The organism is Streptomyces anatolicus (assembly GCF_019400875.1).
GTDB lineage: Bacteria > Actinomycetota > Actinomycetes > Streptomycetales > Streptomycetaceae > Streptomyces > Streptomyces anatolicus.
In genome coordinates this window covers 1-21,484 of sequence record NZ_WMBF01000029.1, presented here as the reverse complement: position 1 = coordinate 21,484, position 21,484 = coordinate 1, and the positions used below count along the sequence as shown (strand labels likewise).

19 protein-coding genes are annotated in these 21,484 nt (G+C 71.2%); 7 read left to right on the top strand and 12 right to left on the bottom strand.

Annotated features, from left to right (window positions below):
* Window positions 1-92: 92 nt before the first annotated feature.
* Complete coding sequence (locus GKQ77_RS05580; protein WP_219687585.1) at window positions 93-446, bottom strand: hypothetical protein; 354 nt, start codon at window positions 444-446, stop codon at window positions 93-95.
* A gap of 343 nt (window positions 447-789) precedes the next feature.
* Here GKQ77_RS05580 and GKQ77_RS05575 point away from each other — a divergent pair, with 343 nt between their 5' ends.
* Window positions 790-1,884, top strand: a complete 1,095-nt coding sequence (locus GKQ77_RS05575; RefSeq protein ID WP_219687584.1) for a C40 family peptidase — start codon at window positions 790-792, stop codon at window positions 1,882-1,884.
* 100 nt (window positions 1,885-1,984) lie between these two features.
* Entirely contained in the window at window positions 1,985-2,623 is a 639-nt protein-coding gene (locus tag GKQ77_RS05570) for a hypothetical protein (protein ID WP_219687583.1), read from the top strand.
* A 97-nt stretch (window positions 2,624-2,720) separates the two neighbouring features.
* On the opposite strand, the gene GKQ77_RS05565 is transcribed toward GKQ77_RS05570, so the two are convergent.
* Entirely contained in the window at window positions 2,721-3,449 is a 729-nt protein-coding gene (locus GKQ77_RS05565; protein WP_219687582.1) for a LuxR C-terminal-related transcriptional regulator, read from the bottom strand.
* On the bottom strand, window positions 3,446-4,735 hold the full coding sequence (locus GKQ77_RS05560; RefSeq protein WP_219687581.1) for an ATP-binding protein: 1,290 nt from the start codon (window positions 4,733-4,735) through the stop codon (window positions 3,446-3,448). Before GKQ77_RS05560 ends, GKQ77_RS05565 begins: the two co-directional genes overlap by 4 nt.
* Window positions 4,736-4,918: 183 nt before the next feature.
* Between GKQ77_RS05560 and GKQ77_RS05555 the strand changes: the two genes are divergently transcribed.
* Together GKQ77_RS05555 and GKQ77_RS05550 are read left to right on the top strand one after the other, a co-directional pair.
* Window positions 4,919-6,286 carry a PspC domain-containing protein gene (locus tag GKQ77_RS05555; protein WP_219687580.1) on the top strand — a complete coding sequence of 456 codons (1,368 nt, stop codon included), beginning with the start codon at window positions 4,919-4,921 and terminating at the stop codon, window positions 6,284-6,286.
* The gene (locus GKQ77_RS05550) at window positions 6,273-6,512 is read left to right on the top strand and encodes a hypothetical protein (RefSeq protein WP_219687579.1); all 240 of its coding nucleotides are present in this window, start codon (window positions 6,273-6,275) and stop codon (window positions 6,510-6,512) included. Before GKQ77_RS05555 ends, GKQ77_RS05550 begins: the two co-directional genes overlap by 14 nt.
* On the opposite strand, the gene GKQ77_RS05545 is transcribed toward GKQ77_RS05550, so the two are convergent.
* Window positions 6,509-7,063, bottom strand: coding sequence for a DoxX family protein (locus tag GKQ77_RS05545; RefSeq protein WP_219687578.1), 555 nt, complete (start codon window positions 7,061-7,063; stop codon window positions 6,509-6,511). The two genes, GKQ77_RS05550 and GKQ77_RS05545, sit on opposite strands and share 4 nt — an antisense overlap.
* A 167-nt stretch (window positions 7,064-7,230) precedes the next feature.
* A complete protein-coding gene (locus GKQ77_RS05540) occupies window positions 7,231-8,496 on the bottom strand; it encodes a hypothetical protein (RefSeq protein WP_219687577.1) in 1,266 nt (421 codons plus the stop codon).
* A 395-nt stretch (window positions 8,497-8,891) separates the two neighbouring features.
* Between GKQ77_RS05540 and GKQ77_RS05535 the strand changes: the two genes are divergently transcribed.
* Complete coding sequence (locus tag GKQ77_RS05535) at window positions 8,892-9,371, top strand: pyridoxamine 5'-phosphate oxidase family protein (RefSeq protein WP_219687576.1); 480 nt, start codon at window positions 8,892-8,894, stop codon at window positions 9,369-9,371.
* Window positions 9,372-9,658: 287 nt separating this feature from the next.
* Here the strand turns inward: GKQ77_RS05535 and guaA are convergent, their stop codons facing one another.
* Window positions 9,659-11,245 (bottom strand): glutamine-hydrolyzing GMP synthase, encoded by a 1,587-nt coding sequence (guaA, locus tag GKQ77_RS05530; RefSeq protein WP_219687575.1) that lies wholly within the window; start codon window positions 11,243-11,245, stop codon window positions 9,659-9,661.
* Window positions 11,246-11,660: 415 nt separating this feature from the next.
* Between guaA and GKQ77_RS05525 the strand changes: the two genes are divergently transcribed.
* The gene (locus tag GKQ77_RS05525) at window positions 11,661-12,008 is read left to right on the top strand and encodes a chorismate mutase (RefSeq protein ID WP_219687574.1); all 348 of its coding nucleotides are present in this window, start codon (window positions 11,661-11,663) and stop codon (window positions 12,006-12,008) included.
* 686 nt (window positions 12,009-12,694) lie between these two features.
* Here GKQ77_RS05525 and GKQ77_RS05520 read toward each other — a convergent pair.
* From GKQ77_RS05520 to GKQ77_RS05510, 3 genes are all read right to left on the bottom strand, one after another.
* On the bottom strand, window positions 12,695-13,432 hold the full coding sequence (locus GKQ77_RS05520; RefSeq protein WP_308117561.1) for a hypothetical protein: 738 nt from the start codon (window positions 13,430-13,432) through the stop codon (window positions 12,695-12,697).
* A 138-nt stretch (window positions 13,433-13,570) separates the two neighbouring features.
* On the bottom strand, window positions 13,571-14,407 hold the full coding sequence (locus GKQ77_RS05515) for a hypothetical protein (RefSeq protein ID WP_219687572.1): 837 nt from the start codon (window positions 14,405-14,407) through the stop codon (window positions 13,571-13,573).
* Window positions 14,408-14,562: 155 nt separating this feature from the next.
* Window positions 14,563-14,928: a hypothetical protein gene (locus GKQ77_RS05510; RefSeq protein ID WP_219687571.1), complete on the bottom strand. Its 366-nt coding sequence runs from the start codon at window positions 14,926-14,928 to the stop codon at window positions 14,563-14,565.
* Between the two features lie 264 nt (window positions 14,929-15,192).
* Here GKQ77_RS05510 and GKQ77_RS05505 point away from each other — a divergent pair, with 264 nt between their 5' ends.
* Complete coding sequence (locus GKQ77_RS05505) at window positions 15,193-16,125, top strand: LAETG motif-containing sortase-dependent surface protein (RefSeq protein WP_258020876.1); 933 nt, start codon at window positions 15,193-15,195, stop codon at window positions 16,123-16,125.
* Window positions 16,126-16,273: 148 nt separating this feature from the next.
* Here GKQ77_RS05505 and GKQ77_RS05500 read toward each other — a convergent pair whose 3' ends face one another.
* The 3 genes from GKQ77_RS05500 to GKQ77_RS05490 form a co-directional block, all read right to left on the bottom strand.
* On the bottom strand, window positions 16,274-18,112 hold the full coding sequence (locus tag GKQ77_RS05500) for a GMC family oxidoreductase N-terminal domain-containing protein (protein WP_219687569.1): 1,839 nt from the start codon (window positions 18,110-18,112) through the stop codon (window positions 16,274-16,276).
* A 77-nt stretch (window positions 18,113-18,189) separates the two neighbouring features.
* The gene (locus GKQ77_RS05495; RefSeq protein ID WP_219687568.1) at window positions 18,190-19,806 is read right to left on the bottom strand and encodes a succinic semialdehyde dehydrogenase; all 1,617 of its coding nucleotides are present in this window, start codon (window positions 19,804-19,806) and stop codon (window positions 18,190-18,192) included.
* 145 nt (window positions 19,807-19,951) lie between these two features.
* The coding region (locus tag GKQ77_RS05490) for a serine/threonine-protein kinase (RefSeq protein ID WP_219687567.1) at window positions 19,952-21,484 on the bottom strand (1,533 nt) is incomplete at its 5' end.

Sequence of the window (21,484 nt, the reverse complement as noted above, 5' to 3'; positions counted from 1 at the left end):
AAAAGCGCCCTCTACGCGCGTGGCCCACGCTCTTCCGGGAGTGTGGGCCACGCGCGTAGAGGGCGCTCAGGGGCGTTCGTACGCGGGGGCCATCAGGTCCACAGGACGGCGATGAAGATGTTCGCCGTGGTCAGCAGCCCCACCGCTCCGAACATGCCCTTGTCGACCTTCTCCTCGTCCCGCTTCACATAGACCAGCGCGAGGATCACGATCAGCACGGCCATCTTGATGCCGATCTTGAGGTTGTTGACCGTGTTGTCGTCCGCCTGGTTGAGGCCCACCAGGGCCACACCGGTGACGAGCATGATCAACGCGCCGTGCAGCATCGCGGGGCTGAAGCGGGCGGTGCCCTGGCCCATCTGCTTCATCTGGGTCAGGAAGCCGCCCAGGAGCGAAGCGATGCCGATGATGTGCAGGCCGACGAAGAGATGGATGAGTACGTCCATGAGGCCGGAGCCTAGCCGGGCCCCCACCGCTCCCTGTAGGCGGCCCTATACCACTCCGCTACGGGCGGGGTGGGCACAAACGACGCATTGGTCACAGTTGCGAGCGAGGAGTGCACCGACCCGCCCTCGGTACGGACAGATGCGGTCGCTGTTCCGCCCACTTATGCCGATTACGCGCAATCCGGCGCCGGGCCGTGACCGCCAGGTTTAGCGTCCTCCACCAGGTGACCGGCTCCCCACCGCCGCCCGCCGAGGGCGGCAGTCGGCCACCACCGCCGAGAAATCCGGCGGCGGCGCGCTCCCCCTGTGCGGGCCGCCGCCGGACAGGTAAGGAGCCCTCCTCGTGGCAGCGCACCGCAAGCCCAGACAGCGCTCGCTCACCGGCCACACGGCCCGCACCGCCGCCACCCTCGCCCTCGCGGGAGCCGCCTCGGCGACCGCCCTCGAAGGCTCGGGGCACGCGGACCCCCGGCCCAGCCCCGCCGAGGTGAGATCGAAGGTCGACGCGCTCTACCGGGAGGCGGAGGTCGCCACCGAGAAGTACAACGGCGCGAAGGAGAAGGCCCAAAAGGCCCAGAAATCGCTCAACGGGCTGCGTGACGAGGCAGCCCGCAAGACGGAGAAGCTCGACTCCGCCCGCGACACTCTCGGTTCCTACGCGGCCGCCCAGTACCGCGCGGGCGGCATCGATCCTTCCGTCCAGCTCGCGCTCTCCTCGGACCCCGAACAGTTCCTGGACCGTGCCTCGCTCGCCGACCGGGCGGGCAGCCGCCAGGCCGCGGCCGTCGGCGGCGTACGCAAGCAACTTCAGGAGATCGACCAGCTGCGCACGGAGGCCGATGACCGCCTCTCCGCCCTCCGCTCACGCCAGGCCGAACTGAGGAAGCACAAAACGACCGTCCTCACCAAGCTCGGCGAGGCCAAGCGGCTGCTGGCCCAGCTCACCGAGGAACAGCGCGCGCAGTTCGCGGGCGCCCACGGCCGCGCCGCCCGCTCGGACGCCCGCTCGGACACCCGCGCCCCTCGGCCTGGCGCCCACGAGCCTGACGCCCGCACCCTTCAGCGTGGCGCCGCCGCCAAGGCCCCCAACGCCCGTGCCGCGGCCGCCGTTTCCTACGCGTACAGAGCCATCGGCAGCCCCTACGTCTGGGGCGCCACAGGTCCGAACGCCTTCGACTGCTCGGGGCTGACGCAGGCCGCCTACCGCTCGGCGGGCGTCTCCCTGCCCCGCACCACCTACGCCCAGATCGCCGCGGGCCAACGAGTGCCGCGCTCGGCGCTGCGCCCCGGTGACCTGGTCTTCTTCTACTCGGGCATCAGTCACGTCGGCATCTACGTCGGGAACGGCCAGATGATCCACGCCCCCAATCCCAGCGCCCCGGTGCGGCTCGCGCCGATCGACCAGATGCCGTTCGCGGGCGCCACGCGGGTGGCGTGACCGGGCCCAGCGCCCCCAAGCAGGGCGCCCCACCGCGCCCACCGACCCCACCACCGACCGCCGTTCTGGCGCCCCCCTGGGCCGAAGTACTGTCGGGTTCATGCTCAGCCGTACGTTGCCACCGCCTCCCCCTCCCGTGCATCTGCGCACCTGGCCGGACCGGCAGACGATGCTCACCGACCGCGGCCTGGCCCTGCACGAACTGCGCAGGCGCCACCTCGGCGTACACCGGCTGCTCCTGCTGTGGCTGTGCGGGTTCGGCGCCGTCATCGGCTGGGCACTGCTGGTACGGCCGCTCAAGTACATCGAGGACGAGGACGCCACGGGGATCATCCTCGGCCCGGTCCTCGCGACCCTCGGCCTCGCGGCGCTGGGCCCCGCGGTGGTCGGCGTCGTCCTCGGCATCCGCCGCGACCGACGCATACGAGAACTCACCGACGCCTGGCTCGCATTGGACCACCACCCGGTGTCCGACGCCCGCCTGCGCTCCCCCGGCCTCAGCCTCCTGTGGCTCCTGTCCTCCCTCGCCGTGTGCGCGCTCGGCCTGTGGGCGTCCTTCGCCGCGCCCGCGTACGCCGAGCCGGGCCGCGACACCTACGCCGACGTCGTCCTCGGCATGGGCGCCGGCCTGATCCTGTGGCTGACGGGCCTCGTGGGAGCCACGAAGGCCGCCGGCCACTACCGCTGGGCGCTCCGGATGCGAGCCCCGGCACCGGCCCCCAGCGGCACCGCCCGCTAGGGCTCGGAACGTACCGCTGGGGCTCCGGGCGGCCCGCGAGGGCTCGGAGGGGACCGCGAGGGCTCGGGGACCGCTGGGGCTCGGGGACCGCTGGGGCTCAGACCAGCCGTCGCGCCGTCGCCCACCGCGTCAGCTCGTGGCGGTTGGAGAGCTGAAGCTTCCGCAGGACCGCCGAGACGTGCGACTCGACCGTCTTCACGGAGATGTAGAGCTGCTTGGCGATCTCCTTGTACGCGTACCCCCGGGCGATGAGCCGCAGCACCTCTCTCTCGCGCTGTGTGAGACGGTCCAGGTCCTCGTCGACCGGGGGCGCGTCGGTGGAGGCGAAGGCATCCAGGACGAAGCCGGCCAGGCGCGGCGAGAACACCGCGTCGCCGTCCTGCACACGGAAGATGGAGTCCACCAGATCGGTGCCGGTGATGGTCTTGGTGACATAGCCGCGGGCGCCGCCGCGGATGACACCGATGACATCCTCGGCCGCGTCGGAGACCGAGAGCGCGAGGAAACGCACCGGGTTCTCCGCGTCGGCCATCAACGGCGAGCAGCGGCGCAGCACTTCCACACCGCCGCCTCCGGGAAGGTGCACGTCCAGGAGCACGACCTCGGGGCGCGCGGCCGTGATCACCGTGACCGCCTGGTCGACGTCGGCGGCCTCACCGACCACCTCGACGCCGGTGATGTCGGTCCGGCCGATCTCCGCCTGCACCCCGGTACGGAACATCCGGTGGTCGTCGACAAGGACGACCCGCACACGACGCCCGCCCGCACCGCCCTCGTCCGACCCCGTCGGTTCCGCGGGTCCGCCTGCCTCGGTCGCGTCGCTCATGTCGTCGCCGTCCTTTCCATAACCAGCTCGACTTCCGTGCCGCCGCCGGGCACCGCGCGCAACCGCGCCGTGCCGCCATTGCGCTGCATGCGGCCGATGATCGATTCTCGTACGCCCATGCGGTCGTCGGGCACGGAGTCCAGGTCGAAGCCGGGCCCGCGATCCCGGACGGACACGAAGACCTTCTCCTCCTCGACTTCGGCGAAGACCTGCACCGCGCCGCCCTCGCCACCGTACTTGGCGGCGTTCACCATGGCTTCCCTCGCGGCCTGCATCTGCGCGGTCAGCCGGTCGTCGAGCGGGCAGTCGCCGACCACGACGACCTCGATCGGGACGCCGTGCTTGTCCTCGACCTCCGCCGCGCTCCGGCGGACCGCCTCGGCGAGGGTGTCGGGCTCCTCGTCCTCGTCCTTGCCGGTGCCCTCGGGTCTGTAGAGCCAGACCCGCAGATCGCGCTCCTGGGCGCGGGCGAGGCGGCGCACCTCGCTCGGCTTCTCCGCGTTGCGCTGGATCAACGTCAGGGTGTGCAGCACGGAGTCGTGCACATGGGCGGCGACCTCGGCTCTCTCCTGGGCGCGGATGCGCATCAGCCGCTCCTCGGAGAGGTCCTGCGTCATACGGACGAGGTAGGGGCCGGCGAGGAGCGCGATACCGACGAGCACGGCCAGCGCGGCCTGCAACACGGCACCCAGGTGCGCCGCGGAGCCCTGGAGCACGAATATGCCGGTGACGCCGGCGCCGACCAGGAGCACCCCGGCCGCCGAACGGGCGAGCGTCAGGGTGCGCCGACGGCGGCCGACAGCCATCCAGCGGGCCCGGCGGGCATTGTCGGCCTGGCGCCAGACCAGCGCGACACCGGCGGCGACGAGCAGCGTCGGCACGACGTAGGCCTTGGTCGAGCCGTCCAGGTTCACATTGCCGACGAAGACCATCGAGACGACGACCATCGCGAGGAGCGCGACGATCTGGCCCTTGTCCGGCTTGCGGGCCACGAGTCTGCGGCGGCCGTCCGGCGCGGTGTCGGTCATGACGGCCGCGGGCGGCCGCTGGGCCTCGACGCCGCCGATACCGAGCGGGACGAAGAACCAGAACGCCCCGTACAGCAAGGCGCCGAGGCCGTCCGCCGTGAACAAGCCGACGAAGATGAGCCTGACCCAGATCACCGGCAGCCCGAGATGCCCGGCGAGACCGCGCGCGACGCCACCGAGCCAACGCCCGTCGCCGCTGCGGTAGAGCTTGCGCAGCGGTCTGACGGCGTCGAGGGGTGGTGCGGCGGCTTCCGGCATGTCTCGATATTCACACGCGGGCGCGGACACGGGCATCAGGGTCGACCCCCGAGACTTCCCTGATCTCGGCCCCTGGCCCAGCCCTGTCAGGGTGAGCGCCCGCCGGGTCTCAGGGACGATCTCAGGGTCGGACCAGGGTTTTCCCGACTGCCGCGGCGGGCCCCGGACCGTCACCATGGACACATGACAGATCAGCAGCCCGCCGAGACGGAGACCGAGGCCGCCATCCGCGACGCCCTGTCCGGCGCGGATGGCGAGCCGCACGGCCCGGCGTACGGTCAGGAGCCGGGCCTGCCCGCGCAGGAGCGGAAGTTCCGCCGCGACCGCCGGCACAGGAAGCTCGGCGGGGTGTGCGCGGGGCTTGGGCGGTACTGCGACATGGACCCGGTGATCTTCCGCATCGGCGTCGCGATCCTCGCGATCACCAGCGGGCTCGGTCTGGTCATCTACGGCTTCGCCTGGCTCCTCGTGCCCTACGAGGACGAGGAGGAGAACGAGGCTCGCAGGGTCCTCTCCGGCCGGGTCGACGGCCAGGCCCTGACGGCTGTGCTCTTCGCGCTCGTCGGCTGCGGCGTCTTCCTCACCCTTTTGAACAACGGCGGGGCGCTCACCTTCGCCGCCGTCCTCACCCTCCTCCTCGCGGGCGCGGGGTACTGGTCGCAGCAGCGCGGAGCCCTCGATCCCGACCCGGTCGCCGCGCAGGCCGCCGCGGACGCCCCGCCCGAGGCGAAGGCGCCGCCCGTCTTCGAGAGCCCATCCTGGTGGCGTGACCCGATAGTCAAGGACGGCACGCACGAAGGGGGTTCCGGCTACTTCTGGGGTCCCGAGAGCCTCGGCATCGCCTATCAGCCGACAGCCCACCACCCTGGCGGGAGCAGCCCCGAGCCGGCGGCTCCCCTCCCGCCGCCGACACCCCGCGGACCGCGCTGGATCGGCGGCTGGGTGTTCCTCCTGGCCCTGCTGGCGGGAGGCCTGGGCACCGGCCTGACCTGGGAGGACCAGCCGCTCGGCACGACGTTGCAGACAGGCCTGGCGTGCGCGCTCGCGGTGTTCGGTCTCGGGATCACGCTCAGTGCCTTCCTGGGGCGCACGGGGGCCGGTTCGATCGTGCTCGCGGTCCTCACCGCAGGCCTCCTCGCGGCCGCGGCAGCCCTCCCGAAGAACATCACCACGCACTACGCCCGCGCCGAATGGATACCAGCGTCGGTGGCGGAAGTCCGCCCCCAGTACGAGGTGGGGCTAGGCACGGGCACGCTCGACCTGAGCAAGATCGACGTCGGCAAGGACCGGACGCTGAAAACCAGCGCCGAGACCGGCGCGGGCGACCTCAGGGTGATCGTGCCGAAGGACGCCACCGTGCGGCTGAACGTGGAAGTGGGCATCGGCGACATCGTGTTGCCGGGCGACAAGGGCAAGGACCTGGACGTCGCTCCGGGCCGGGAGGAGAAGGTGACGCTGAAGCCGCCCGCGGGCAGCAAGGACGGCGGCACGATCGATCTGCGGCTCGAAGTCGGCGTCGGACAAGCGAAGGTGACCCGTGCTACGTCATGAATTCCACCCCGGCAAGCTGGTGGCCGGCCTCTCCCTGCTGACGGTCGCCGTCGTGTACGCGGGCGATGCGGGCGGCGCCTGGGAAGCGCCGTGGTTCGTCGCACTCCCGCTCGTGATGGCGGGCCTGCTCCTGGCAGGCGTGGCGGCGACGATCCACGGGATACGCCCGCGCGGCGCGGCCCGCCCGGAAGGCGGCCCGCAAGGCTCCGGAAAGCTGGGGGACTAGAGCCCCGGGACCCTTGGGGAACCAGGGGCAACGGAGTCGTGGCGGTCTCTGCGGCGGGCGGCGAGCTTGGCGTCGGCGGAGAGGACCGAGGCCCCGGCGAGCACCAGCGGCAGCCACGCCATCAGGTACGCGAGGTCGTTGCCGTAGTAGTAGGGCTCCTCGTGCCAGCTGACGGTCAGCCAGAGGCTGAGTGAGATGAGCGCACCGCCGAGCGCGGCGACCCGGGCGAACAGGCCGATCAAGGTGCCGATGCCGACGGCGAGTTCGCCGAGGGCGATGGCGTAGCCGAAGCCGACGGGGCTCTTGAGGGAGAGGTCGACCAGGGCGGGGATCGCGGAGATGTCGCGGACCCCCTCCATCATCTCGCCGATCGAGCCCGTTCCGTCGGCCCGCATGAAGGAGCCGTCCGTGAGCTTGTCCAGACCGGCGTAGATGAAGGTGACGCCGAGGAAGATCCGCAGGGGGAGCAGGGCGTAGCGAGTGGCGGTCTCCCGCCAGTCCTCACGCCGGGCGTAGCTGGTGTGCCGGTCCGTCCGCATGCCGTGAGCCATGGCTTCGCGCCGCCTCTCCCGTCGACCCCGTCTTCTGACCATACGTACGAGAAGGGGCCGCTGCTCACCGGCGTGCGGCGGAATTCCATGACATCGACCGGGAAGCCCCAGGGGGAGGCTCTGATGCGTCAGCCGAGGTGGTGCAGCCGATGGCTGGGCCTGCTGGTTCAGTCCGTGACGTCGATGGTGACGCGGTTCGTCTCCAGACCTGCGGCGGTGATCACCTGCACGTCCACGCGCCCCGGCTCGACGTCGACGGGGACGGGCACGGTCAGTGTTGTGTCGGCCGGATTGCTGAAGCCGCCCGGCACGGGCACGAGAGGCACGTGGACGTGCACGGCGCCGATGCGCACGACCATGCGGGCAAGCCGGTCCGCGTCACCGGCGCCGGGCGGGACGAAGCCGGCGCCGCGGATCTCGATGTCGTCGCCCGTGCGGATCGGGGCGTCGAGATCCCCGGCCTCCCGCGCGCGGACGACGGAGAGGATCACGGGGCGGCCGCCTTCGGAGAACTTCGCGGCCAGGTATGTCGCCGCCGACACCAGCACCAGCACGGCGAGCCCCCACGGCAGATCGGGCAGCTGCTCGGGCCGCCGCGCGAGGCGTACGGCGGCGAAGACCACGGCGACCGTGCTGATCAGGACGTACTGCGCGTCGGCGAAGCTGCCGCGGCCCGCGTCGTCGGTGAGCGGATCGGCGGCCCGGGGCCGGTCCGCGGGCACCTTCTGCAGCCGTCGGCCCAGCACACGCAGACCGACCACTCCGCGTACGAGGACCGCGACCCCGCACACCACGGCGAGGACGGTCATCATCCCGGCAGCGCGGCCGATTTCCAGCCCGGCGATCAGCTCGTCCCACCGCCCGTCCCCCGAGGCCATTGCCAGCTGGCCCGCGAGGACGAGGAGCGCGAAGACCACGAGGAGCACCCAGGAGGCGGCCACGGAGCGCGAGGTCGAGAGCCGGTTGTCCTCCCCGATGACGGGGGCGAGGACGCCGCCGCGCTCGCGGTGGACGTATGCCGCGCCGGTCAGCAGCCCGCCCACGACCAGCGCGGCGAGGAGCCCTGCCGTGCGCGCCGTCGTCCAGCCGGTGCCGATCGCGGTGAGCGCCTGGACCAGGAGGAGCACGACGAAGGAGCCCCAGACGACGCCGAGCGTGCGGGTCCACAGCCGCCGCAGCCAGGCCTCCCCTTCGGCCCTGCCGCGCTCGGCGACCGCCCGCGCGGACTGCGTCAACTCGTCCGACACCCACTGCCGTGACGCGCCCGCCGAGTGCGCCACGGCAGCGGGCAGGCCCTGCCCGGCCGCCAGTTCGTCGCGCTTGGTGAGGAACGCGGCCACGGCACGCCGGTGCCCCTCGCGCGCGCCGTGCGGGCAGCCGCCGCACGTGCAGCCGCCCCCGTGCGCGCCCTGTCTCGCCTCCTGCACCGCCACCGCGTACGCCGCCTTCCCCACCCTCGAAGCCCCGAGGGGCTGTAGTGAACTTCCTTGCAGAGAAAGGGAATTGTGCCGCACTGAAGGGCGAATGAACCCCGTGGGTCAGGTCAGCGGGGGTGAATGGGCCAGCTGCGTGTTGACGGACCGGTGGCGGGTGCCGGTAGGGATCTCGGGTCAGCAGGTCCGGTTCGCTGCGGCTGATGTCCTGCGACGGGGACTGGCAGTTGCTCCACGCGACCAGGTCGCTGCCGAGCTGCTCCCGGGTCCGCACCGCCCCCGTCGGCGTTACTGGCGGTCCGTACAGGAGGACAGGGGTGCCCGGCGAAGAGAGCGCGCAAGGGGGGAATCGATAGACGACAGAAGATGTCGGGTATCGGCGCCACACTCGGCGTATGAAGTCGAACTGGGCGGCCTTCGCCGCCGCGGAACCTGCTCTGGCCGACACCGTCGAGGGCCGCTTCGGCGCCTTCACCCACCACGTCCTCGCCACGCTCCGCAAGGACGGCTCGCCGCGCACCACGGGGATCGAAGTCCGTTTCCTGCACGGGGAGTTGTGGCTCGGCATGATGCCGGGTTCCCTCAAGGCGCTCGACCTGCGCCGCGATCCGCGCTTCGCGCTGCAGGCGAACCCGGGGCCCGGCACGGAGATGGCGGGCGGCGATGTCCGTGTCGCGGGCCGCGCGGTCGAGGTGCGGGACCCGCAGGAGATCGCGCGTTATGCGGAGGAGGTCAATCCGCCCGATCCGGACGCGTTCCATCTCTTCCGCGTCGAGCTGACGGAGGTGGTGCGCACCTCCATCGAGGACGAGGAGTACCTGGCGGTGCAGGTGTGGAAGCCGGGTGTCCCGCTGCGCACGACCCGGCGGACGTGAGAGGGCGGACACGACACGAACCGGCGCTCGCCTCCCGGCGGCGGACGCGAGAGCACCGTGGACGCGAAAAGCCCCGGTGGACGCGAGAGCGCCGTGGACGCGAGCAGCCCCGGCGGACGCGCGAGCGCCGGGGGACCCGAGACGCGCAGGGGACGCGCGATGCCCGGTAGACGCGTGACGCACAGGGGACGCGAGGCACCCGGCGGACGCGAGAGCGCCGGTGCTGCCGCTTCTGTCGTGAAGTGGCGGCACCGGCGCTCAGCAAGCCTCGGGGGAGACCCAGGGGGTCACTCCCACTCGATGGTGCCCGGCGGCTTCGACGTGACGTCGAGGACCACGCGGTTCACATCGGCGACCTCGTTCGTGATGCGGGTGGAGATCTTCGCGAGGACGTCGTACGGCATGCGGGTCCAGTCGGCCGTCATGGCGTCCTCGGAGGAGACCGGGCGCAGCACGATCGGGTGGCCGTAGGTGCGGCCATCGCCCTGGACGCCGACGCTGCGGACGTCCGCGAGCAGCACGACCGGGCACTGCCAGATGTCCCGGTCGAGACCGGCCTTGGTCAGCTCCTCGCGGGCGATGGCGTCGGCCTCGCGCAGCAGGTCGAGGCGGTCCTTGGTGACCTCGCCGACGATGCGGATGCCGAGGCCGGGGCCCGGGAAGGGCTGGCGCTGGACGATCTCGTCCGGCAGGCCCAGCTCGGCGCCGACCATGCGGACCTCGTCCTTGAACAGCTTGCGCAGCGGTTCGATGAGCTTGAACTCGAGGTCTTCGGGGAGACCGCCCACGTTGTGGTGGGACTTGATGTTGGCCGTGCCGGTGCCGCCGCCGGACTCGACCACGTCGGGGTAGAGCGTGCCCTGGACCAGGAACTCGACCGGCTGGTCGCCGGGGGCCTCGGCGACGATCTCCGCCTGGGCCTGCTCGAAGACCCGGATGAACTCGCGGCCGATGATCTTCCGCTTCTCCTCGGGGTCGGAGACCCCGGCGAGCGCGGTCAGGAACCGCTCCTGGGCGTCGACGACCTTCAGCTGGACGCCGGTCGCGGCGACGAAGTCCTTCTCGACCTGCTCGGTCTCGTCCTTGCGCATCAGGCCGTGGTCGACGTATACGCAGGTCAGCTGCGAGCCGATGGCCTTCTGGACGAGGGCTGCGGCGACCGCGGAGTCCACGCCGCCGGACAGACCGCAGATGGCGCGCTTGGTGCCGACCTGCTCGCGGATGGCGGCGACCTGCTCGTCGATGACGTTGCCGGTGGTCCAGTCGGGCCTGAGGCCGGCGCCGCGGTAGAGGAAGTGCTCCAGGACCTGCTGGCCGTGCGTGGAGTGCATCACCTCGGGGTGGTACTGCACGGCGTACAGCTTCTTCTCGTCGTCCTCGAAGGCGGCGACCGGGACGACGTCCGTGGACGCGGTGACCGTGAAGCCCTCGGGCGCCGCGCTGCAGGCGTCGCCGTGCGACATCCACACGGACTGCTCGGTCGGGGTGCCCTCGAAGAGGGTGGAGCTGGGCTTGGAGACGGTCAGGGGCGTGCGTCCGTACTCACGCGCGCCGTTGTCGTCGACGGTGCCGCCGAGCGTGGTCGCCATCAGCTGGAAGCCGTAGCACATGCCGAAGACGGGGACGCCGGCCTCGAAGAGGCTGCGGTCGACGGTGGGCGCCTGCTCCGCGTACACGGACGAGGGGCCGCCGGAGAGGATGATCGCCGCCGGCTTCTTGGCGAGCATCTCGGAGACGGGCATCGTGCTCGGCACGATCTCGCTGTAGACCCGGGCCTCACGGACGCGACGGGCGATGAGCTGGGCGTACTGCGCTCCGAAGTCGACGACCAGAACGGTGTCGGGAGCGGCGGCAGCGTGGGGCGCTGATGGCACGGCGGCGGCCTTCCGGCGTTGAGCGTTGAGCGAGAGGCTCAGTGCGTGTGCAGGGGGTCTGTTTTGTCGATTCTACCGGGCGCGGCGGTGCCTCCCTCGTCGCATCCGACGGAAGTCCGCGGTGGGGAGCGCGGCCCCGGACAGGCGTCTCAGCATCCGAGCGGCCCGCCGTATCCGATTGACCGGGCACGCGCGGGTGAGGGCATACTGGCCCCGTGAACAAGCACCTCGGCTTCCTCTTTACCTATGGCACCCGGCCCGCCGGCTGCCATGGTCGAGCTGCTTGATCCACTGACAAGCGACTTCCCAGGCGCCCCGGGCCGACAAGGCCCGGGGCGTTCTGTCATTTCCGGGTCTTGCCGCTCCGGGGCACCTCTTCGCGAGAACCCCAGGAACCACAAGGAGCCCCACCCACATGACTGCCACCGTCACCACCACCGCTCCCGTCACCACCACCTCCGCCGTCACCACCTCCGCGATCGCCACCCCCACCGAGAGGACCGGCGCCCGTACCGCCGAGGCCGCCGGTGTGATCGAGAACGCCCGGGAGCGGATCGACGTGCTCGACGACCGCATCATCGGTCTCGTCCAGGAACGGATGGCCGTCTCGGCCGTGATCCAGGAGGCCCGCATCACCTCCGGCGGACGGCGCGTGAACCTCTCGCGCGAGATGGAGGTCCTCGGCCACTACAGGGACGCGCTCGGCAAGCCCGGCACCACGCTGGCGATGACGCTCCTCGAGCTGTGCCGGGGCCGCGTCTGACCCCCGCGGCCCCCACCCCGGACACCTGCGGATCTGAGTTCGGGTCGCTTCTCACCCGTACGGCGCGTGACCGGTTCCGGGCGGGGTTCGTTGGTCCCGATGTCCGTGTCAGCCAGGGGCGGGCCCGTAAGAACCACGCGTGGCTCCGCTGGTGCGATGAGGCGTACGGATCATGTCGTACGCCGTGGGACCTCGCTCCAGCGATGTGACCGGGCGGCAGGGGACAGCAGCCCGGTCACCCAAGAGAACGGTCGGCTCCGGGGACGCCCGGGGCCGGCCGGCCTCCGTCCCGACTCCCCTGCCGCCCCTCACCCTCTCCCTCGGTCCCTCCCTCTAGCTGTGGTCGAAATTCCCTCTAGATGTGGTCGAAACGGTTGCGTTCCCGGCAGCCCATCGAGCACGATGCCCAGGAGGGCGGACAGCCTCCGGGCCCCCGTCCACCACCGAACTGCCAATGGTCGATACCACGCGAGCGCCCCCCGTGCGCCGGGTCGGCCACCGGCGCACCGAGGAACCAGCGGCGCACTCCCCCGGCGTCGCCCCGCGGCACCGACGCTGCCCTGACGTCGGTGCTGACAGCGAAGGGCCCCGCGGATCCGTCCCGCGGGGCCCTTCGTACAGCTACAGCTGCTCGCACAGCACGGGTACAGCTACCCGTAGAGGTACAGCTACCCGTACAGGTACAGCTATCGCTTCCCCGCCTTGGCGAGCTTGTCGACCTGTGCCTCGACGATCTTGGTCGGCACGCCGAACTCCTTCGGCTTGAGCAGGTTGATCGAGTAGAAGGCGGCGAGCGTCGAACCGCTGCGTACGACGGTGAAGCTCATCGGCGTCTTCTGGCCCTCGATCAGACCCACGACCTTGTACGAGACGGCGTCGTCGCCCGACTTCGGGGCGGGCAGGGCCGCGACCTCGCGGTACTTGGAGCCGGCGTGCTCGTACGCCTCGCACTTCTTCGTGGCCGTACGGAGGCCGTCCATGACCTTCTCCGCGTCGTCCTTCTCGTGGGCGAGCAGCGCGAGCGTGATGATCGTGGCGTCCATCTCGTCGGGACCGGTCATGGTCCGGCCGACGCGGGCCTTGGAGGCCGGGTCGGTGGCGAACATGAACATGTTCGCGAGCGGCTGGCACGTGACCGGGTCGGAGGGCACGGTCTGCGCGGGCATGTCCGCGGCGGACAGCTTCTCCAGCTTGTAGCCCTTGAGGTCGCCCTTGGCGAGCACCGCCTTCTCCAGCTCGGCGGTGGTCAGCGCACCCTGCTTCGCGCCGGCCGGCTTCGCGTCCTTGCCGCCGTCGGAACCCTGCGCGGACTTGGCCGGTTTCGACGGCTTCTTGCCGTCGTCGTCGCTGCCACACGCTGCGGTCAGGCCCAGCGCGACCGTGACGGACGCGGCCACGACGGCCCGAGACACAGATGACTTCACGTTTCCTACCTTCATTCGTGTGGCGCGGGCGACAGGCCCGCACCGAGGCGAAATGAAAGCTGCAAACACGCCAACTTTGCCAGCGATTTGCATAACGATCAGAAACCGCCGGAAAGGTTGTACGGGACGCGTGTGAGATCAGAACTTGCCGAGCTGCGCGTCGACGATCACGGTGTCCACCTTCGGGTCCTCGTCGGCCCTGGGCGTGCCGATGCCCTGCATGCCCTCGCGCTCGGCCTCCCGGTCGTCCTGGACGCCCGCGGGGTCGTACAGGTTCGACGCGTCGAAGGTCATGAGCGTGGAGCCGTCGCGTACGACCGTGACGCGCTCGCGCGCCGTGTACTCGCCCTTGCGGTGGACCAGCTTGTACGTGACCGCCTCGTCGCCCTTGTCCGGCGCGGGCAGCGCCTTGACGTCGAGGTAGCGGAGGCCGTCGACGCGGAAGGCGGCGCACTTCTTCGACTTCGTGGCGGTGCGCAGGTCGGCCATGAGGCGCTTGGCGTCGGCCTGCGTGTAGGCGGACAGTTCGACGTGGGTCGTCGTGTGGGCGTTGTCGGCGGGGTTGGTCAGGATCCGGCCGACGTGCGCCTTCGGCTTCGGCTTGGGCTTGGGCTTGGGCTGCGGCTTCTGGGAGGCGTCGGGGGCGAGCAGGGCGGTGAGCGGGGCGCACACCGCGGGTGAGGTCTTCCCGGCGGCCGGGGCCGCGGGCGCGGAGGCGTCGGGGGCCTTCGGCTTCTCGACCTTGTATCCCTTGACGTCACCCGTGGCGAGGGCTGCCTTCTCCAGCCGGGCGGCCGCGTCGGCACCGCCCTTCGAGGCGCCCGCACCCGCGCCCACGCCCACGCCCGGCTTGGCCGAATCCTTGCCGCCGCCGCCGCCGTCGCCGTCGTCGCCGCTTCCGCCGCAGGCCGCGGTCGCCCCGAGGGCGGCCACCACCGAGAGGGCCACCACGACCCGCGACACAGCTGACTTCACGATCTCTGCCCCCACCTGTTCAGCTCACATACGTCTCGCGGTGCGCACCACCACTACTACGAGGGCACTCGCACCACTTCTACGACGGCAGAAGATCGCTTACGGTTCCACCCCGCCCGCTCCCAGCACCGGGCCGCGCCGGACCGGGCCGGGAGTCACCAGCCCCACATCCAGAACCGGAACGGGCTGAGCACCGCGATCGCCAGGGCCATGCAGCCGATCACGATCACCACGCTCCACATCCGGCGGCGACGCTCGGAACGTGCGTCGCGGCGCGGGCCGAGAGGCGCCGAGCGCCAGTCATCGGGCCGCCATCGCACGGACTCGGCATCGCGCCGCGCCCGCCTGCGGCGCAACCGCCCGGCTTGGCGCACCTGTTCGCGCGCGGCCTCCTCGTCCAGGCGGCGCAGCCTTTCGGCCACCATGCGGGCCCGCGCGGACGGTTCCTTCGGCGCGGACGAGCGGATGTCCCGCTCGCTGTCCTTCTCGAACCTCTCCCACACCTCGTCGGGTATGGCCAACGCTGTTCCCTCCCCCATATCTCCCCATCGCCCCCTCGGGCGGGGGCAGTTCTACGGCACCCCGTCGCGGCGGCACAAGCGATGTGAGTCACGCCACATAAGGATTCCGTGAATGCGAGGACAACCATTCACAGGGATCGCAGGTCATGCATGCAGTAACAGAAACCACTCCGATAAAAGCCACTCCACCCAGCCACTCCCGGGGACTTCATGAAGCTTCGCCGTGCCATGGCAGCAGCGGCCGCTACGGCTGTCATCGCCCCGATGGCGCTTCTGTCGGCCCCGGCCGCGTTCGCCACCGAGGGCACCGCCCCTGCCCTGGCTGAGACGGCCGAGCCGACCAAGAAGCCCTCCCCGGAGAAGCCGGCGGGCCCGGAAGACCCCGAAGAGCCGGGTGAGCCGGGCCCAGAGCCCACGGACGACGAGACGACGGACGAGTCGCAGCACCCGGATGACGACGAGGAGGAGCCGGAGCCCGCCGACTGCCCGGTCGACAAGGGCACCGGCGTCGACCTCGACTCCGAGCTGGAGCTGGAGCTGACCGGCCTGCCCCGCAAGGTCGTCGCGGGCAGCGGCTGGCACCCGTTCGAGCTGACCGCCACCAACCCCACCGACGAGGCGTTCGGTGAGGTCAAGTGGAGCGCGGCCGTGGAGAACGACTCGGAGAGCGACGACACGAAGGACTGGCTGAGCGACTACGCCGACCTTCAGTTCCTCGACCCCGGGACCGGCACCTGGACCTCGCTCGACGGTGACCCGGACGGCGGCCTCGCCTTCGGCGTCATCGAGCTGGGCGCCGAAGAGAGCGTCGACATCAAGCTGCGGCTCGACATCAGCGCCAAGGCCCCGGCCGGTGCGGGCTACGCGCTCGGCCTCGGCGGTTACGTCGACTCCGAGCTGGACTGCGTACACAACTCGTCCACGAAGTTCCCGCTGACGATCCTCAAGCCCGGCAGCGAGAACAAGCACCCGGGCGCGCCGAAGCCGAAGAAGCCGACGAAGAAGCCGTCCGTCGTCACCCAGCCGCAGGGCGCCGCCAAGGATCTTCCCGTGACCGACAGCCTCGCCGAGACCGGCTCAAGCTCGGCGCTGCCGGCCATCGGTCTCGTCGGCGGCGCCGCCGTGGTCGTCGGTGCGGGCGCGGTCTTCGTCGTACGCCGCCGCAAGACCGACACCGCCGACCACAGCGCCGGGTAGCAGCGGCACGCCGCCGGGTGACGGCGGCTCACCAGCACGCGGAAGGACCTGCGCTCGGAGGGGGGCGCAGGTCCTTACGTGTATCCCGGGACGTGTACCCCCGGCCCCGCTCGCCTCCTGAGACCCCGCTCACCTCCTGAGACCCCGCTCACCTCTTGGGCGGCACCGCCGGCACCCCCAGGAACGGCAGCCTCAGCGCGCCGAAGGCGTCCGCGGGGACCGCCGGAGTCTTCGGCTCCACGGCCGTGAGCCGCACATACCGCTCGCCCTGTGCCGGACGCGGGTCCACACCACCCTTGTTGGGCCAGAACGACATCGCGCGCTCGGCCTGCGCGGTGATCGTCAGGGACGGGTTGACGCCCAGGTTCGCGGAGACCGCGGCGCCGTCGACCACCGAGATCCCCGGGTGGCCGTAGAGCCGGTGGTAGGGGTCGATGACACCGGTGTCGGGCGAGTCGCCGATGGGGCAGCCGCCGAGGAAGTGGGCGGTCAGCGGGGTGCCCATCAGCTCGCCGATGTTCGAACCGGCGAAGCCGTTGATCTCCTTGGACAGGAGCGTCGCCGCACGCGTCGCCTCGGGTATCTGGTCGGGGTTGGGCGCGCCGTGGCCCTGCCGGGCGGTGAGCAGGCCCTTCCCGATCCCCTTCTCCTTGCGGTAGGTGGTCAGGGAGTTGTCGAGCGACTGCATGACCAGGCCGATGATGACCCGCTCCGACCAGCGCCGGTTGGAGAGCGAGCGGACCAGGAGCGTGGGGTGGCGGGCGACGTTGGCGAGCCAGCCGGCGACCCGCGCCTTGCCGCCCTTCGCGCTGTAGGGGACCTGAAGCACGGTCAGGCTGCCCATGGCGTTGGACTTCTTGCCGTAGCGGACGGGCTCGATGTGCGTGTTCTCGTCCGGGTGGATCGACGAGGTGATCGCGACGCCCTTGGTGAAGTCGACCTTCTGCCCGCCGTGCCGCTTGCGGTAGCGGCGGTCGGTGGTCTGGGCGCCCACCAGGGCCTCGGAGTTGGTGCGGGTCATGGTGCCGAGCCGGACGGAGACACGCGGGAGCAGGCCGCTGTCCTTCATGCGGTGCAGGAGCGTCTGCGTGCCGTACGTACCGGCGGCGATGACGACCTTGCGGGCCTTGAACACCCGGCCCTTGCCCTTGCGCCGGTCGTCGGTGGGCAGGGTGGCGACGGCGTAACCGCCCCGCGAGTCCTCGGTGACGGCGACGACCGACGTCATGGGGTGGATGACCGCTCCGGCCTTCTCCGCGAGGTAGAGGTAGTTCTCGTTGAGGGTGTTCTTCGCGCCGTGCCGGCAGCCGGTCATGCACTCGCCGCACTCGGTGCAGGCGCGCCGCGAGGGCCCCGCGCCGCCGAAGTAGGGGTCAGGGACCTCGGCGCCGGGCCGGGCCGTCGACGTACCGTCCGCGTCGTCCTTGTCGCCGAAGAAGACGCCGACCGGTGCCATGTGGAAGCTGTCGCCGACGCCCATCTCCTCGGCGGCGGCCTTCAGATGGACGTCCGAGGGTGTCGTCGTCGGGTTGAGCCGTACGCCGAGCATGCGCTTGGCCTGCTCGTAGTAGGGGCGCAGTTCGTCCTGCCAGTCCGTGATGTTCTTCCACTGCGGGTCGTTGAAGAACGGGGCGGGCGGTACGTAGAGGGTGTTGGCGTAGTTGAGCGAGCCGCCGCCGACTCCGGCGCCCGCGAGGACCATCACGTTGCCGAGCAGGTGGATGCGCTGGATGCCGAAGAGGCCGAGGGCCGGGGCCCAGAGGTAGTTCTTCAGGTCCCAGGAGTTCTTGGGCAGCGTCGCGCGCGTGAAGCGGCGCCCGGCTTCCAGGACGCCGACGCGGTAGCCCTTCTCCGTCAGGCGCAGGGCGGAGACCGCGCCGCCGAAGCCGCTGCCCACGACGATGACGTCGTAGTCGTACGCAGCGTCGTCGCCCACTTGGTTCTGGGCAGAACCCGCCTGGTTCTGGGCAGAGCTCTCCTGTGACATCGACTCTCCTCGTCAAATTTCCCGCGGGCCCGTCCGTGGTTGCTCGCGCAGTTCCCCGCGCCCCTTACGGGGCGCTCCTAGCGCAGGCGGAGTGCCTTCATGACCCTGAGGCTCGCGGTCATGAACGCCGCGTACTTCTCGTCGTCGAGGCCGAAGGCTGGCGCCAGCGGCATGAGCCGCTGGTGGGCGACGGTCTGCGCCTCGGTGAACTTGAGGATGCCCTCGGAGCCGTGGCGGCGGCCGAGGCCCGACTCCTTCATGCCGCCCATCGGGGACTGGGCGCTGCCGTAGGCGGGCGCGTAGCCCTCGTTGACGTTCACCGTGCCGGTGCGCAGGCGGGCGGCTATCTTGCGGCCCCGGCTGCCGTCCTTCGTCCAGACCGAGGAGTTCAGGCCGTACGAGGTGGAGTTGGCCAGCTCTATCGCCTCGTTCTCGTCCGTGAAGCGGTAGAGGGAGACGACCGGGCCGAACGTTTCCTCGGTACAGACCGCCATCGGGGCCTCGACGTTGTCCAGGATGGTCGGCTCGAAGAAGTAGGGGCCGATGTCCGGGCGCGCGACGCCGCCCGTGACGAGCGTGGCGCCCTTGGCGACGGCCTCCTCTACGTGCCGGGTCACCGTCTCCAGCTGCCGCTCGCCGACGAGCGAGCCCATGTCGGCGCCGTACGCGAGGGACGTGCCGAGCCGCATCGCCCTCGTCCGCTCGGCGAAGCGCTCCACGAACCGGTCGGCGATCGACTCATGGACGTACAACCGCTCGATGGATATGCACAGTTGGCCCGCCGACGAGAAGCAGGCGCGCACCGCGCCGGCCGCCGCCTTGTCGATGTCGGCGTCGTGCAGGACCAGCATCGCGTTCTTGCCGCCCAGTTCGAGCGAGACGCCGACCAGGCGGGCCGCCGCGCCCCGGGCGACCTCGCGGCCCGTGCGCGTGGAGCCGGTGAAGGAGACGTAGTCGGCGTGCTTGACGATCTCCGGGCCGACGACCGGGCCCTCGCCGATGACGACCTGGAAGACCTCGGACGGCAGGCCCGCCTCGATGATCAGGTCACGGGCCCACAGGGCGGTGAGGCAGGTCTCCGTGTCGGGCTTCATCACGAGCGCGTTGCCCGCGACGAGCGCCGGGAGCGCGTCGCCGATGGAGAGTTCGAGGGGGTAGTTCCAGGGGGCGATCTGCCCGACGACCCCGCGCGGCTGGCGGTTCTCGGTGACCTTCGTGAGCACCGGGACGACGCCGGTGTGCCGCTTGGGGCTCAGATACGAGGGGGCCTTGCGGCCGTAGTGCCGGGCGGCGACCACCACGGCCTGGATCTCCTCGTGCGCGTGGAGGCGGGCCTTGCCGGTCTCCAGCTGGATCAGGTCGAGCACCTCGGCCTGGCGCTGGAGCACCAGGTCGTGGAAGCGGAGCAGCACGGCGGCGCGCCGGCGTACGGGCGTCCTGGCCCAGGCGATCTGGGCGGTGCGGGCCCGCTGGAAGGCGGTGGCCACGTCCTCGGGGGTGGACTCGGGGAGGTCGGCCAGCTTCTCGCCGGTGAGCGGCGTGTGGTTGGCCGTGCGCCCCGAACCTATGACGTCACGGGTGAGCTGGGCTATCAGCTCGGGCGTGACCACGTCGGCGGCGGTTCGCGCGCCTGCGGGGGCCGGGGCGGTCGGGTTCGTTCCGAGGGGCGCTGCGGTGGCCTGCGTGTCCGTCATGCTCGTGAGAGTAGGCCCACGTCAGGGTTTTGGGTACCCATCGGTAATCGGCCTTCACCGCCCGCTCGCACGACGCCAGTGATTGCTGGCGACAAAGCCGCTGATCAGGGCGTTGTCACGCGCCGCGCCCCTCGGAAAGACCTTTTCAGAGCTTGTCGAGTTCCAGATCGGCGATGGCCGTCTCGGCGACCTCGCGGCCTCGGGCGGTGAAGTCGCCCTTGCCCGGGTAGCTCACGAGCAGCTTGTACATGTCGCCGCCCTTCGTCTTGTAGTAGAAGGCCTTGAGCTCGCGCGGGAGGGGGTTCTCGCTGTCCGTGGTGGAGTAGACGACGGTGTTCTCCGCGGCCTTCTCCCCCTTTAACTCGGTCTCCTCGGGGTCGCTCCTGGGAGCGGGGTCGGAGGCCATGCCCATGGTGTAGTTCCCGGACTCCTTGAAACCGGCGTCGTCGTCGTACATCTCGGCGGCCGCCGTCGCGGCGATCTCGCCGCTGGTGTTCTCGGACTTCTTCAGGAGGGAGAGGCTGATCCAGACGCTGCCGCTCGGGTCGGTGTACCGGACCCAGTGCTCCTTCTCGTTGGAGTTGTCGTCCTCGGCCTTCCGGTAGCCGGCGGGTGCGGCGACGGTCGCCGCCAGCTCCTTCACCTCGTGCTTCCGCCACCCCTCGGCGTCCTTCGAACCCGCGAACGGGTTCATCGCCACCAGCACGCCCGCCGCCACGGCCACGACGACCACCCCGGCGATGGCGGCCAGCGCCTTGCGGCTCAGGAAGACTCCCTTGCCGCCGCGCCCGTCACCGCCGCCCGCGACCGTGACGACCTGCGTCGGCGCCGGCTGCGGGGGCCTGGCCGCCTCCTCCAGGAGGGCGCGGACCCGCGCCGCGTCCGGGCGGTGCGCCGGGTCCTTGGCCAGCAGGCCGTTGATCGCCTCGGCGAGCGGGCCGGAGGCCGACGCGGGCGCGGCGGGCGTCGCGTTGAGTACGGACTGGAGCGTCGCCGGGGTGTTGCTGCGGCGGAACGGCGAGACGCCCTCGGTCGCCGCGTACAGGACGACGCCCAGCGACCAGAGGTCGGAGGCCGGGCCCGGGCGCTGGCCGAGGACCCGCTCCGGGGCGATGAACTCGGGCGAGCCGACGAAGCCGCCCGTGTCCGTCAGGTTGGTCTCGCCCTCGATCTGGGCGATGCCGAAATCGGTGAGGATGACCCGGTCGTGCCTGCCGAGCATGACGTTGTCCGGCTTGACGTCCCGGTGCAGGATGCCGGCCTGGTGCGCGGCGTCCAGGGCGTTCAGGACGTCGAGGCCGATGCGGGCGGCCTCGCGGGCGCCCAGGGTGCCCTCCTGGAGCGCGGCGCCGAGCGAGCGGCCCTGGACCAGCTCCATGACGATCCACGGCTGCCCGTCCTCGACCGCCACGTCATGGACGTTGACGACGGCGGGGTGGTCGAGGCGGGCGGCGGCGCGCGCCTCGCGGCGCATCCGCTCGAAGGCGTTGGCGCGCTCGCGCGCGGGCAGGTGGTCGGGGAGGCGCGGCTCCTTCACCGCCACCTCGCGGTCCACCGTCTCGTCCTTGGCGCGCCACACCGTGCCCATGCCGCCGTGGCCGAGCTTGGCCAGCAGCCGGTAGCGTCCCGCGATCAGACGGCCCGCGCCGGGGTCGATCTCGGACGGCTGGTCCGGTAC

Bases quoted from the DNA above. Each gene is read 5' to 3' on its own strand.
- GKQ77_RS05505 (WP_258020876.1), top strand. From the start codon at position 15,193: ATGGCGCTTCTGTCGGCCCCGGCCGCGTTCGCCACCGAGGGCACCGCC.
- GKQ77_RS05560 (WP_219687581.1), bottom strand. From the start codon at position 4,735: ATGCCGGAAGCCGCCGCACCACCCCTCGACGCCGTCAGACCGCTGCGC.
- GKQ77_RS05535 (WP_219687576.1), top strand. From the start codon at position 8,892: ATGAAGTCGAACTGGGCGGCCTTCGCCGCCGCGGAACCTGCTCTGGCC.
- GKQ77_RS05545 (WP_219687578.1), bottom strand. From the start codon at position 7,063: ATGGCTCACGGCATGCGGACGGACCGGCACACCAGCTACGCCCGGCGT.
- GKQ77_RS05555 (WP_219687580.1), top strand. From the start codon at position 4,919: ATGACAGATCAGCAGCCCGCCGAGACGGAGACCGAGGCCGCCATCCGC.
- GKQ77_RS05570 (WP_219687583.1), top strand. From the start codon at position 1,985: ATGCTCAGCCGTACGTTGCCACCGCCTCCCCCTCCCGTGCATCTGCGC.
- GKQ77_RS05580 (WP_219687585.1), bottom strand. From the start codon at position 446: ATGGACGTACTCATCCATCTCTTCGTCGGCCTGCACATCATCGGCATC.
- GKQ77_RS05495 (WP_219687568.1), bottom strand. From the start codon at position 19,806: ATGACGGACACGCAGGCCACCGCAGCGCCCCTCGGAACGAACCCGACC.
- GKQ77_RS05565 (WP_219687582.1), bottom strand. From the start codon at position 3,449: ATGAGCGACGCGACCGAGGCAGGCGGACCCGCGGAACCGACGGGGTCG.
- GKQ77_RS05500 (WP_219687569.1), bottom strand. From the start codon at position 18,112: ATGTCACAGGAGAGCTCTGCCCAGAACCAGGCGGGTTCTGCCCAGAAC.
- GKQ77_RS05525 (WP_219687574.1), top strand. From the start codon at position 11,661: ATGACTGCCACCGTCACCACCACCGCTCCCGTCACCACCACCTCCGCC.